Raw genomic sequence first — 12,944 nt, forward strand, 5'->3', positions numbered from 1 at the left:
GCCGGTAAATTATCTGGCGGTCCGTCAGTGGGCAGTGGAGGGCAGCCTGAGCGCATGGCTTGCAGCGGATGGTCTGCTGGCAATCACATGACCAATGGCCACGCCTATAAACAGATTGGCGACAGCGACCTCGAACATGTCGGTGGTCCAGCTGATCAGGCACCAGCAGAAACTGATCGCCAGCAGCATGTGGCCGATGCGGGTCTGATCATCGATCAGTCGGAACAACAGCGGAATCTGTAGCGCGTACAGCAACAGCCCCAGCACGCCCAGCATCGCCCACAGATACAGCGCCGAGCTGTCCATGCCGAGAAATACGCCGGCACCTTCGACCGGAAACAGCCCCATCGTGCTGCCGACCATGCCGAAGCCCGCGCCGCTGATCATCCAGCCTTCGCGGCTCATGGCATTTATCAGGTTGGGCCAGGTATTGATCATCCGGTCATACAGCGAGGCCAGAGAGCCGCCGCTACTCACCGCATAAGCATCGGGGCTCACAATCAGCCCCAGAGTCGGTAGCAGCAGGCCGATGCCTACCACCACGCTGCAAAGCGTCCGGCAGGTCCAGCTCATTCGCCGTAGCAACAGCAGAATGAGGGTCAGGGCGAATGCCGCGGCCGGCGCTTTGCTGGTGGTCAGCACGATGGCGTAAAGCGCCACGGCGCTGAGCAAAATCATCATCATGCGTGAGCGCACGAAAATGATCAGGTACAGCGTGTAGAAAGCGATCATGATCGACAGCACGTTGGACACCCTGGCGAAACCGGCAATGCGGTCTACCTCGTCCGCGCTCCATGTGGTGTTGGCGCTCAATTCGGTTTCACCGACGCTGTAGCTGTAGCCCTTCCAGGGCACCGAGGTGTACTTGTCCAGAGCAATACCCAGCAGGGAGGCCAGCAGGCAAAAGCCGATGGCGCGGTACAACAGCGTGCGGCGGTAAAGCAGGTGCTTGCTGCACACCAGGCCGAACACCAGCGGGCTCAGCGCAAACAGACTAAACGCCAGGTTGTAGATGCTGGCGCGATGCAGCATGGCCAGCAGCCCTGAAATCAGCCACACCATCATGAATGCCCAGAACAACCGTCCCGCCTTGAAGGTGCATAGCTCAAGCACGAACAACAGGATGCAGGCAGCTTTGGGCAGATAGAGCAGGGGGCTGATGCCTGCCTGATCGAAGTAGAAGCGCAAGGCTCCAGAGAAGGTCTCGACCAGAATCAGGCTGATGGCGACCCACACCACCACCGTGGATTTATCAAAGGACATCACCGACGACCTGGCGTCGGCGCTGTTCGCAGTAGTCAACGCCATGCTGGCTGCCTTCTGGATATGCGTCAGGGGAATTGCGCAGACAAAGCTACCGCCCGACGATCACGGGCACGTGTCGACACAGGAAGGCTCTGGGAGATGAAAGGTCTGGAGCGAACGCTCGCAACGGCATGACAACACGTATATCAGTCGCAGTTCGGGCAACTGTCAATTAATTAGTCCGGATTAAGGGCTATGCGCTGCACTTTGTGCCCGGGATTGGACGCGGAGCGTCCAGAACGGCGTGCCCACGCTGGAGCGTGGGCACGATAGTGTTTTGGCGGGCACTTTACGCTCTGCGATCCCCCAGACACCGATCGTTCCTCACGCTCTGGCGTGGGAATGCCTTTCGTGACGCTCTGCGTCATCCAGCGGCGGATTACGGGTACTTGCGTCTGTCCGGTGCTGGCGGGAAGTACTGGTACATCCACGTTTCGCTCAGAGTCCGGTCGGCGGTGCGGATGAACATGCGCATTTCAACCGGCTCGACCGAGTCGCTGTCCGGTACCCAGTCGAAGGTAACGCGGTAGCCCTTGATGTCCGGCAGCACGAGGATGTTGAAGTCCTGCACCTTGCCATGTGTGACCGTGACGATAGGCTCGATCCCGGTGCCTTCCGGCAAGCGATCCAGACCGCCGCCGTTGAAGTCCACGGCAAAGCGGCGCGCCCAGGTTTTCGGGTAATGCTCGCCCGGTGCCCAGCCTTCGAGGAAGCCGCCCATGCCTGAACGAGTGGCGTGGACCTGCGCCAGCGGCGTGCTCACAGGTGGCAGCGGGCTCCAGAACAACTTGTAGCCATAGTTCATCGAATCCCCGGCCTTGACCGGCGTTTTCGGTGTCCAGAACACCACGATGTTGTCCATCGTCTCGCCCGTGGTCGGCAGCTCCAGCAGGCTGACCTCGCCTTCGCCCCACGCGGTGATCGGCTCGACCCACAGGCTCGGACGGCGGCTGTACCAGACTACGGTGTCCTGATAGCTGGAAAACTCGTGATCGCTCTGCACCAGCCCGAAACCTTTCGGGTCGGTGTCTGCGAACGCGCTGAACTGCGGTTTGGCCGGGTTGTTCAGCGGACGGCAGATCCACTCACCGTTACCGCGCCACATGGACAGGCGATCCGAATCGTGAATTTGTGGGTGGATGGTGTCGCACATGCGGCGCTCGTGAGTGCCGCAACTGAACATGCTGGTCATCGGCGAAATGCCCAGTTGCTGGATATCGGTACGGGCATTGATGTGCGCGTCGATTTCCATGACCACCTGGCCAGCCTGACAGTCGATGTCGAAGCGGTAGGCACCGGTTGCACTGGGCGAGTCGAGCAGTGCGTAAACCACAAAGCGTGTGGCGTTCTTGTCTGGCGTTTCAAACCAGAACTTGGTGAAGTCGGGGAATTCTTCCTGACGCTTGGCGTAACTGTCGATGGCCAGGCCGCGGGCCGACAAACCGTATTGCTTGTTGCTGTCCACGGCCCGGAAATAGCTGGCGCCGAGGAACGAAACAACGTCGTTGATGGCGATTTCGGGCGCCTTGAACAACTTGAAGCCGGCAAAGCCCAGATCGCCCTTGACCAGATTCTTGTCGATGCCGCTGCTTTCGTAGTTGAACAGGTCATGGCGGAAATGCACTTCACGCGCCTGCTTGTTCTGCGGGTCGACGCTGTACATGCGCACCGGCGTCTTGAAACCCATGCCGACGTGGAAGAAATGCACGTCGAGCTGACCGTGAACGTCTTTCCACAGTGAGTGGTTCGGGTCGTAGCGAATGGCATTGAATTGCAGCGGCGTCATGTTTGCCAGGACGGGTGGCAGCACTTGCTTGTTGCTCACATAGCCTTTGCCTGCGAGCTTCTTGGCATGGGCTTGCAGCTCTGCAAAATCGAAGTGTTCGATCTCGCCATCGGCTGCGGCGGCCAGTGCTCGTGCAGCGTAAAGCCCTGAGGCCGACACGCTGCCGTAAGCGGCCAACGCCATGGACGCTTTCAGGAGATTTCTGCGATTCATAAGGGTGAAGCCTCTGAGTAATTCTGTGCGTCCTGCACAAAAAATGGCGCGCCAACGACTCCTTGCCGAACGCAAACTACCCACAACAGATAACAAAGACGAGATACGGTTCGGAAATCGGCCAAAAAAAAACGCCGAATGTGCTCAATGGAAGCGGCATCCAGATGGCAGGAATGGGCGTTTTTCAGGCCTGTTGTGGTGGGTTGAATACGCTCGGCGCCGCTTGGCGTAAGGCTTGCGAGCGAGGTGGGTGCGCAGCGCCGGTCAGGGCGATAGGGTGCGTTGGCGCAGAGCGCTCAAATCTGCGCGCAATATTCAGCAAACATTTTGCCGTGTCGCAGACTGAGCAAATGTCAGCCTGCCGCAGGCTGAGCGTTCAGTAACGCATGCTGGTGCGGAGCATCGGCACGATATCCAGCCCAATTATTTGCCGCTATATCGCATTCGTTCAGGCAATAGTCCTGACGAAAGTTTCACTCTGCGTGTTATATCGTAACGCTATGATGCAGCTGCATTAATGGATGCCGATACAAGGTTCTCCACAGGGCAATAATCAGCGGGTGCCGGGGTAGTGATGCGGGTTGATTTGGGTGAGCACGATGGCCTCGAAGGCCTGCCGCGTTTTCAAATGGCGGTGCAACAGGTTCGGCGTCTCGGGCGACTGATGTATATGAGCGGTGGGGTGGGCGCGTTCGGGCTGCTGCTGGCGCTGTCCATCGATCTGTTTTCCCCTGGTTCATTGTGGATGGCCGTGCTGGGCAATGCGTCGGCGGCGCTGATACTGCTCGCTGCGGGCTTGCAGTCGGCCAGGCACGTCGCGATGTGGCGTGCCCGCGCGTTGGCTGCACCTGTTGCCGCAGACTCTCCCGCAACGGCGCAAGCGCTCGATGAAACCGGCTGGTATGAGCGCCTGCTTACCCGGTTGAGCGATTCGGGCGAGTCGCTGGTTCGGCACATCGGCAGCTCGACCCTGTGGCTAGCCGGGTGGGCAGTGCTGGCGTTGATCGTCATCCGCGCCTTCTGGAACCTGACGTTGTCCGGTTCCGACCTTTCCACTTCAGGCAATCTGGCGGGCAGCATCCTGTTGCTGTTGGCGTTCGGGCTATTGGTCATCGAACGGCAATTGAGCAGCGAGCCCGAAGGCCAGTCGCCAGAGGCCGGGGCGCTGGCGCAGATGGTGCGCATGACGCTTATCGTTCTGTTGGCCGGCGCTTTGTGCCTGTTCTTCTCCAGCGCTGACCGTGTCTGGCCTGCACGGCTGGCTGTGTTGATCGGCCTGCTGCCATTGGGTGTGGCGCTTGAGTTTCTGTTGCGGGCTGTGTTGTCGGTGTTCAGCCCGCGCACTCCGCGTCTCGAACCGCGCCTGCTGGCCGCCAGTTTCATCGCTGACCTGTTGCGTTGGCCGCCGCGCCCGTTGCTCGCCTTGCAGCATGAGCTGCACAACCGCTTCGGCATTGATCTGCGCCAGATCTGGGCTTTTACCTACATGCGCCGCGCCTTTTTACCGGTGCTGGCCGTGGTTGCAGCGCTGGGCTGGGCGCTGAGCGGCGTGCATGAAATTCCGATGCAGGGGCGGGGTATTTATGAGCGGTTCGGCAAGCCGGTCGAAGTCTTCGGACCGGGTCTGCATGTGGGTTTGCCTTGGCCGTTCGGTCGGGTTCTGGCGGTTGAAAACGGTGTGGTTCATGAGCTGGCGACCAGTGTTTCTGCGGCCGACGCGGCCGAGCAGACGCTGGACCCGGCCGAAGGGCCGCCGCCGGGCAGCGCCAACCGACTGTGGGATGCCAGCCATATCAACGAAAAATCCCAGGTCATTGCCAGCAGTGCCGGCGATAAGAAGAGCTTTCAGATCGTCAATATGGATGTGCGGTTCGTCTACCGCATCGGCCTGACAGATGCCGCGGCGATGGCCTCGACCTATAACAGCGCCGATATTCCTTCTCTGATCCGCAGCACGGCCAGCCGTGTGCTGGTGCATGACTTTGCCTCGCGCACGCTGGACGAACTGCTCGGCGAACAGCGCAGCGGGCTGGCCGATGACATCGGCAAAGCCGTGCAGGCTGACTTGCAGCGTCTGGACAGCGGCGTTGAACTGCTCGCCACGGTGGTCGAAGCCATCCACCCGCCAGCGGGTGCCGCCAATGCCTATCATGCTGTGCAGGCTGCGCAGATCGGCGCGCAGGCGCTGATCTCCCGCGAACGCGGCGCGGCCAGTGACAAGGCCAACCAGGCGCAGCTCAATGCCAGCGTTGCCCGAGATCAGGCCAGCGCTGCAGCCCGTGAAGTTCTGGCCACAGCGCAAGGCGCGGACCTGCGCTTCAGTGCCGAGCGCCAGGCCTATTCCAAGGCAGGGCAGGCGTTTTTGCTGGAACAATACCTGGCGCAACTGACCGAAGGCCTGGGCAATGCCAAGCTGCTGATACTCGACCACCGTCTGGGCGGCGACAACGCGCCGACCATCGACCTGCGTACCTTCACCCCACCGGCAGACCCAACGGCGCCGCGTAAAGCCGTTCAGTAAGGAGTCGTCCCTTGAGTCTGTTTCATCATCATCACGATCACGCCGACCACGATAGCCATGACAGTCACGGTCATGGCGGCCACGGCCATCATCACCATCATCATGGCGCGACCGGTCCGGCAGCGTTCCCCTGGCGACGGGCAAGCCTGGCGGCGGTGCTGATCGCCTTCGCGATTGCGGCGGCGAGCCTGGTGCAGGTGCGCTCGGGTGAAGCGACAGTCGTCACCCGCTTCGGCAATCCTTCCCGCGTTCTGCTCGACCCGGGCCTTAACTGGCGCTGGCCCGCACCGTTCGAAGCGACCATTCCGGTGGATCTGCGTCTGCGTACCACATCCAGCGGTTTGCAGGATGTCGGCACCCGCGACGGCTTGCGCATCATCGTTCAGGCCTATGTGGCGTGGCAGGTACAGGGCGATGCCGACAACGTGCAGCGCTTCATGCGCGCGGTACAAAACCAGCCCGACGAAGCAGCGCGGCAGATCCGCACCTTTGTCGGCTCTGCGCTGGAGACCACCGCGAGCAGTTTCGACCTGTCCAGCCTGGTGAACACCGACGCCAACAAGGTGAATATCACTGCGTTCGAAAATCAGCTGCGCCAGCAGATCGATCAGCAACTGCTGGCGACCTATGGCGTTCGTGTTCTGCAGGTAGGCGTCGAACGACTGACCCTGCCGTCGGTGACGCTCAACGCCACCGTGGATCGCATGCGCGCCGAACGCGAGACCATCGCCACCGAGCGGACCGCCGTGGGCAAGCGTGAAGCAGCGCAGATTCGTTCTGCAGCCGAGCGCGACGCGCGCATTGTCGAGGCCGATGCCACGGTCAAGGCGGCCGATATCGAAGCGCAGTCCCGGGTTGAAGCCGCGCAGATCTATGGCCGCGCCTATGCGGGGTCGCCGCAGCTCTACAACCTGCTGCGCTCGCTTGACACGCTGGGCACCATCGTGACGCCGGGTACTCGCCTGATACTGCGCACCGACGCCGCGCCATTCCGCGTGCTGGTGGATGGCCCGCCAACGCTGGATGGCAAGAGCGGAACGCAGCCATGAGCCAACCGGTCGACGAGCCCGTAACGCAACGACCGCCTGCCAATAGCCCCTGGTTGCAGGCGAGCCGACTGGCGTTCATCGGTCTGTATGGCGTGACCCTGCTGGCGGCGCTTGGTTGGGCGACGTCCAACGTGCGCCAGATCGATCCGCAGAACCGTGCCGTGGTCATGCGCTTCGGCGCGCTCGAGCGGGTGCAGAACGCAGGATTGCTGACCGCCTGGCCGCAGCCGTTCGAGCAGGTGGTGCTGCTACCCTCGGCTGATCGGGTGATCGAGCGACGGGTGGAAACCTTGCTGCGTTCGCCTGCGGCACTGAAAGCCGATGAAATCGCGACCCTGTCGGCGCCGATGAGCGAGGCTCTGGCAGGCTCCGGTTTTCTGCTGACCGGTGATGCCGGTGTGGTGCAGCTGGACGTCACCGTGTTCTACAAAGTGACTGATCCCAACGCCTTCGTATTGCAGGGCGATCATGTATTGCCCGCGCTGGACCGGCTGGTCAATCGCAGCGCCGTGGCGCTGACTGCAGCGCGAGACCTGGACACCATTCTGGTTGCCCGCCCCGAGCTGATCGGCGCTGACAGTCAGGCGGCAGAGCGTCGTGAGCGGCTGCGCGGCGATCTGGTGCGCGGCATCAATCAACGCCTGGCTGAACTCAGCGTGACCGGGATGGGCATCGGCGTCGAAGTCGCTCGGGTGGACGTGCAGTCGAGCCTGCCGACGTCGGCGGTCAATGCTTTCAATGCCGTGCTGACGGCCAGTCAGCAGGCCGACCAGGCCGTGGCCAACGCACGCACGGATGCAGAAAAACTGACCCAGACCGCCAATCAACACGCTGATCGGACCCTGCAAGTGGCGCACGCACAAGCTTCCGAGCGCCTGGCCAAGGCACAAGCAGCCACCGCGACCGTCGTCAGCCTGGCGCAATCTGCCGAGAACCGCAGCGATCCGGGCCTCATGCTGCGCCTTTACCGTGAACGTGTGCCGGGCATTCTGCATCAGGCAGGTTCGGTCACCACCGTCGATCCCAAAGACGATTCCCGCCTGATCATTCAGGGAGCACCGCAATGAGTGGCGAAGCCGTTCACACCCATCACGCCATCAAACCGCAAGCGGATGGCAGCCTGCTGAGCAACGCAGAGCAGCGTAGCGCAGCCCGGCAACTGACCCTCGCGATGCTGGCGCTGGGCCTGTTGGCATTGGGTCTGGTCTGGCGTTTTGTTGCTCCGGAACAGGCAGGCGTCAGCCAGTTGCTGTTGGGCGCTGCCTCGCTGCTGGTGGCGATACCTGTGATCAGCGCCGGTTGGCACAGCCTGCGGCATCCCAGTCTGCACGGCATCACCGATCAGTTGATCGCGCTGGCGATGCTCGGTGCCTGGGCCACTGGCGATCTGATGACCGCCGCCTTGCTGCCGATCATCATGATCTTCGGCCATGTGCTGGAAGAGCGCAGCGTGATCGGCTCGCAGGAGGCCATCGAAGCGCTGGGTCGTCTGACCCGTAGCCAGGCACGCTTGCTGGGGCCTGATGGCAATATTCGTGAGGTCGACAACGCAACGCTCAAGGCTGGCGATCAGGTTGAAGTACGTGCGGGTGACCGGGTCCCGGCGGATGGTCGGGTTCTTTCCGGGCAGGCCAGTCTGGACACTTCATCGATTACCGGCGAGTCGGTGCCGCTGGAAGCCAGTATCGGCATCGAAGTGTTTGGTGGGGCGATCAACCTGGACGGGCTGCTGCGTATCGAAGTGACTCGCATCGGCGATGAGTCCACGCTGGGCAAGGTCATCGCGCTGATGCAGAGCGCGGAGCGTTCCAAGCCGCCGATCACACGACTGCTGGAACGCTACGCAGGCAGCTACATGGTGCTGGTCTTGCTGATTGCGGCGCTGACCTGGTTTATCACACAGGATGCCCAGGCGATGCTGGCGGTGCTGGTGGCTGCCTGTCCCTGCGCACTGGTGCTTTCGGCTCCGGCCACGGCCATTGCCGGTATCGCAGTCGCCGCGCGGCACGGTATTTTGATCCGCAGTTCGGCGTTTCTCGAAGAACTGGCTGACCTGAACTCACTGGTTGTGGATAAAACCGGCACCCTGACCTATGGCCGACTGCGCTTGCAGTCGGTGCAGGCTGACGGACCGCAGCATCCGCAATTGCTCGAACTGGCGGCCAGCCTGGGGTCGGCCAGCAGTCACCCGGTCAGCCTTGCATTGGCCGGGCTTGTGGATAACACTCGGCTGCTGCCGTTGCTGGACACCCGTGAGCGTCAGGGGTTGGGTGTGGTGGCGTCGACCGGGCAGGGCGAGGCAGCGCTGGGTCGTCCGGAATTGTTCGAGCAGTTGGGCATCGTCACCCCCGGCGTACCTGCACATGATGGCCCACTGGCCGGGTTGTCGCTGGATGGTGTTTTTCTCGCCTGGCTGCTACTGGCCGACAGCGTCAAGCCTGAAGCCCAGGCTGCGCTGTTCGAATTACGTGAACTGGGCATGGGGCGGCAGTTGCTGTTGACCGGCGACCGACAAAGCGTGGCCGACAACCTGGCACACGATATCGGCATAGCAGACGTTCAGGCGCAGGCATTGCCGGAGGACAAACTGAACCGTGTCATGGGCGAGATCGCCAGTGGCTTCAGGCCGATGGTGGTCGGCGACGGGGTCAACGATTCGCTGGCTCTCAAGGCAGGCGTGGTCGGCGTCGCGATGGGGGCTGGCGGTGCGGATATTGCTCTGGCTTCCGCCGATATCGTGTTGATCGGCAGCGATCTTCGCCGTCTGGGTACCTGTGTGCGGCTTAGCCGTCAGTGCCGTCAGACCTTACAGGTCAACGTGATCATCGGTCTGGGCTGGACGCTGGCCATCGTTGCGCTGGCCGCCTTTGGTCTGCTCGGCGCTGCCGGCGCGATGGTTGCAGCTATCCTGCACAATCTGAGCACCTTATTGGTGTTGGGCAACGCCGGACGTCTGCTGCGCTTTCAGGAGCCATTGCTAAAGCTCTAGGTATTTCATAAGCGACAAGGCTCAGGCCAGCGGCGCTGATCAGCGCTTTGAAACGGCTTGAGCTTTGACGAATTCTGTTACAGATTAAGCGCTGTGTTTCAGTGTGTGATCCAAATTCAGGCTGTCTTTCGGCTCGAATCAGTGGGCACAGGGCTGTTCCCCGAAGTTGATTCATTGCAGTTATGCCGTCGCCAATAGCCTTTGCGGGCCCTTGCTGGATTACTCTTTTTGAGTTTCTGGATAAGGGGGTGATTTTGAATGCTTACACAACTTCCAACGACCTTGCAGAACCTTCATCTGCCGTTACGGCTGAAGCTCTGGGACGGCCATCAGATGGACCTGGGGCCTGCGCCCAGCGTCACGATAGTGGTCAAGGACCCGCAACTGGTCTCCGATTTCAACCACCCCAGCCTGGGCTTGCTCGGCAGTGCCTTCGTAGAGGGGCGGCTGGAGCTGGAAGGTTCGATCAGCGAAGTTGTCCGGGTTTGCGATGAACTGACTCATGCCCTTGTGGACGATGATGACAGCGCCGACAACCCGATCCGCGTCCAGCACGACAAGGACACTGACGCCGCGTCGATTGCCTACCATTACGACGTATCCAACGACTTCTACCAGCTCTGGCTCGACAGAGAGATGGTCTACTCCTGCGCGTACTTCAAGACCGGTGACGAATCGCTTGAGCAGGCGCAGCAGGATAAATTCCACCACCTGTGCCGCAAGTTACGGCTCAAGCCAGGTGATTATCTGCTGGATGTGGGGTGCGGCTGGGGCGGACTGGCCCGGTTTGCCGCCCGTGAATATGGCGCGAAGGTGTTCGGCATCACGCTGAGCGAGCAACAACTGACGCTGGCCCGTCAACGAGTGCAGGCCGAGGGCTTGCAGGACAAGGTCGACCTGCAACTGCTCGACTATCGCGACCTGCCGCAGGATGCGCGCTTCGACAAGGTGGTCAGCGTCGGTATGTTCGAGCACGTAGGGCACGCTAACTTGCCGTTGTACGCGCAATGCCTGTTCGGTGCGGTGAAGGAGGGCGGCCTGGTCATGAATCACGGGATCACCGCCCGGCATACGGACGGGCGTCCTGTGGGACGTGGTGCCGGGGAGTTCATCGACCGCTATGTATTCCCCAACGGCGAGCTGCCGCACCTGGCCATGATCAGCGCCCATATCAGCGAAGCCGGGCTGGAAGTAGTCGACGTGGAAAGCCTGCGCCCGCACTACGCCAAAACGCTGGAACACTGGAGCGCGCGGCTTGAAGCCAGGCTGGGTGAAGCCGCCCGTATCGTGCCCGAACATACCCTGCGCATCTGGCGTCTGTACCTGGCGGGCTGCGCCTATGGATTCGCCAAGGGCTGGATAAACCTGCACCAGATACTCGCAGTGAAACCCTTTGCCGATGGCAAGACCGGGTTGCCGCTGACGCGGGAGGATATTTATGGATGAAGTCCCGCTCGTCTCTTCAAGACAGGCAGCGTAGTACACAGAGGTCTCACAGAATCGGTGAAATCAGCCGCGCCACGCGCATACCCAGTTGATGCAGACGCCGCGTTTCGTGACTTTCCTGCACGGAGATTTCGCGGGCGAGGTTGAAGTCGGCGGTGAGCATGGATTCCACCTGGCTTGAAAAGTCGCTGTCGACGGTCAGCAGCATCAATTCGAAATTGAGACGGAACGAGCGGTTGTCGAGGTTTGCGCTGCCTATGGCAGTGATGTCGTTGTCGACCAGCACGACCTTCTGGTGCAGGAAGCCCGGTTCGTAGCGGAACACCCGTACGCCGGCACGCACGGCATCGAAGGCGTACAGACTTGAAGCGGCATACACCACGTAGTGGTCGGGGCGCGACGGCAGCAGCAGGCGCACATCCACGCCGCGCAACACCGCCAGAGTCAGTGCGGCGGTGACGGCTTCGTCAGGGATGAAGTAGGGGCTGGTGATCCACACGCGCTCTTCGGCAGCGTGGATGGCTTCGACGAAGAACAGCGAGCAGGTTTCCTGCGCATCGGCCGGGCCACTGGTCAGCAACTGGCAGAGCACACCATCCTCGGGAAATTCATCAGGCAGGCTCAGTGGAGGCAGCTCGCGGGTGGCCCAGAACCAGTCTTCGGCGAACGACTCTTGCAGGCAGGCGACCACCGGGCCGATGACTTGCACATGAGTGTCGCGCCATGGGGCCAGCGGCGGCTTCAGCCCCATGTATTCATCACCCACGTTATGACCGCCTATGTAGCCTTTCAGGCCATCGACGACAACGATTTTGCGGTGATTACGGAAGTTGATCTGAAAGCGATTGAGCCAGCCGCCGCGTGTGGCGAAGGCTTTTATCTGCACGCCACCGTCGCGCAGTTTATCGATATAGGCGCCCGGCAATGCGTGGCTGCCGATACGATCGTAAAGCACAAAGATCGCTACACCTTCGGCGGCTTTTTCCAACAGCAGCGACTGTAGCTCGCGGCCGAGTTTGTCGTCATGAATGATGAAGAACTGAATCAGGATGGTCTTTTTCGCTTCACGGATGGCCTGAAAAATGGCCCCGAAGGTTTCTTCGCCGTTGATCAGCAGCCTGACTTTGTTGTTGGCCAGCGCTGGCATGTTGCCCAGCTTGGGCATTGCGCGCAGCGCTGCATAGGCATCTGAGCGACGTGCCGCTACAGCTTCCTCGATCCAAGGCCGCCAGTTGAGGCTGCCGATCGCAATGCGCATTTCCTGGTTGGCCTGGCGACGGGCCTTGATATACGCGTCGAACGAGCTTCTGCCGAACACCAGATAAGGCAGCAGGGTGAAATAAGGAATGAACAGCAGCGGCATCGCCCAGGCAATAGCACCTTGAGAGGTGCGCACCGTCAGCAGCGCGTGAACGGCGGCGCCTGTGCCCAGCAAATGAATGAAGCCAAGGACATAACCGAAAAAGTACGGGTCGTGATAATCCATGTGGAACAATGCTCCTCGTCTTTGCTGCCTAACAGACCACAGCTGACCGGGAATGTCGCTATTTTATTACCCATGCAACTGGGCGACGTCTGTACCGTCTAAGGCTTATCTTCCGGCTGGATAATTCCGGCCCCGTTTACATCTGCAAT

At 61.0% G+C, this 12,944-nt stretch carries 8 protein-coding genes; 5 read left to right on the forward strand and 3 right to left on the reverse strand.

Annotation, left to right across the window (positions count from 1 at the left end):
- Positions 1 to 24: 24 nt before the first annotated feature.
- On the reverse strand, positions 25 to 1,308 hold the full coding sequence (locus RGM3321_RS22545; protein WP_244394896.1) for a hypothetical protein: 1,284 nt from the start codon (positions 1,306 to 1,308) through the stop codon (positions 25 to 27).
- 376 nt (positions 1,309 to 1,684) lie between these two features.
- On the reverse strand, positions 1,685 to 3,304 hold the full coding sequence (locus RGM3321_RS22550) for a glucan biosynthesis protein D (RefSeq protein WP_230017182.1): 1,620 nt from the start codon (positions 3,302 to 3,304) through the stop codon (positions 1,685 to 1,687).
- A gap of 574 nt (positions 3,305 to 3,878) precedes the next feature.
- On the opposite strand from RGM3321_RS22550, the gene RGM3321_RS22555 reads away from it, so the two are divergent.
- From RGM3321_RS22555 to cfaB, 5 genes are all read left to right on the forward strand, one after another.
- Entirely contained in the window at positions 3,879 to 5,825 is a 1,947-nt protein-coding gene (locus RGM3321_RS22555; protein WP_244394897.1) for a protease modulator HflK, read from the forward strand.
- Between the two features lie 11 nt (positions 5,826 to 5,836).
- Positions 5,837 to 6,874 carry a protease modulator HflC gene (locus RGM3321_RS22560; RefSeq protein WP_002555935.1) on the forward strand — a complete coding sequence of 346 codons (1,038 nt, stop codon included), beginning with the start codon at positions 5,837 to 5,839 and terminating at the stop codon, positions 6,872 to 6,874.
- On the forward strand, positions 6,871 to 7,941 hold the full coding sequence (locus tag RGM3321_RS22565) for a protease modulator HflK (RefSeq protein WP_244394898.1): 1,071 nt from the start codon (positions 6,871 to 6,873) through the stop codon (positions 7,939 to 7,941). The genes RGM3321_RS22560 and RGM3321_RS22565 overlap by 4 nt, the downstream gene beginning before the upstream one ends.
- Entirely contained in the window at positions 7,938 to 9,863 is a 1,926-nt protein-coding gene (locus RGM3321_RS22570) for a cation-translocating P-type ATPase (protein WP_244394899.1), read from the forward strand. Before RGM3321_RS22565 ends, RGM3321_RS22570 begins: the two co-directional genes overlap by 4 nt.
- A gap of 258 nt (positions 9,864 to 10,121) precedes the next feature.
- The gene (gene cfaB, locus RGM3321_RS22575; protein WP_244394900.1) at positions 10,122 to 11,309 is read left to right on the forward strand and encodes a C17 cyclopropane fatty acid synthase CfaB; all 1,188 of its coding nucleotides are present in this window, start codon (positions 10,122 to 10,124) and stop codon (positions 11,307 to 11,309) included.
- A 46-nt stretch (positions 11,310 to 11,355) separates the two neighbouring features.
- On the opposite strand, the gene cls is transcribed toward cfaB, so the two are convergent.
- Positions 11,356 to 12,795: a cardiolipin synthase gene (gene cls, locus RGM3321_RS22580; RefSeq protein ID WP_244394901.1), complete on the reverse strand. Its 1,440-nt coding sequence runs from the start codon at positions 12,793 to 12,795 to the stop codon at positions 11,356 to 11,358.
- Between the last annotated feature and the right edge of the window lie 149 nt (positions 12,796 to 12,944).

This window comes from Pseudomonas sp. RGM 3321 (assembly GCF_022836805.1).
In the GTDB taxonomy this organism is placed as follows: domain Bacteria; phylum Pseudomonadota; class Gammaproteobacteria; order Pseudomonadales; family Pseudomonadaceae; genus Aquipseudomonas.

What these genes read in the sequence shown, in the direction of transcription:
- cls (WP_244394901.1), bottom strand. Translation starts at nt 12,795, where the DNA reads ATGGATTATCACGACCCGTACTTTTTCGGTTATGTCCTTGGCTTCATT.
- RGM3321_RS22545 (WP_244394896.1), bottom strand. Translation starts at nt 1,308, where the DNA reads ATGGCGTTGACTACTGCGAACAGCGCCGACGCCAGGTCGTCGGTGATG.
- cfaB (WP_244394900.1), top strand. Translation starts at nt 10,122, where the DNA reads ATGCTTACACAACTTCCAACGACCTTGCAGAACCTTCATCTGCCGTTA.
- RGM3321_RS22570 (WP_244394899.1), top strand. Translation starts at nt 7,938, where the DNA reads ATGAGTGGCGAAGCCGTTCACACCCATCACGCCATCAAACCGCAAGCG.
- RGM3321_RS22555 (WP_244394897.1), top strand. Translation starts at nt 3,879, where the DNA reads ATGCGGGTTGATTTGGGTGAGCACGATGGCCTCGAAGGCCTGCCGCGT.
- RGM3321_RS22550 (WP_230017182.1), bottom strand. Translation starts at nt 3,304, where the DNA reads ATGAATCGCAGAAATCTCCTGAAAGCGTCCATGGCGTTGGCCGCTTAC.
- RGM3321_RS22565 (WP_244394898.1), top strand. Translation starts at nt 6,871, where the DNA reads ATGAGCCAACCGGTCGACGAGCCCGTAACGCAACGACCGCCTGCCAAT.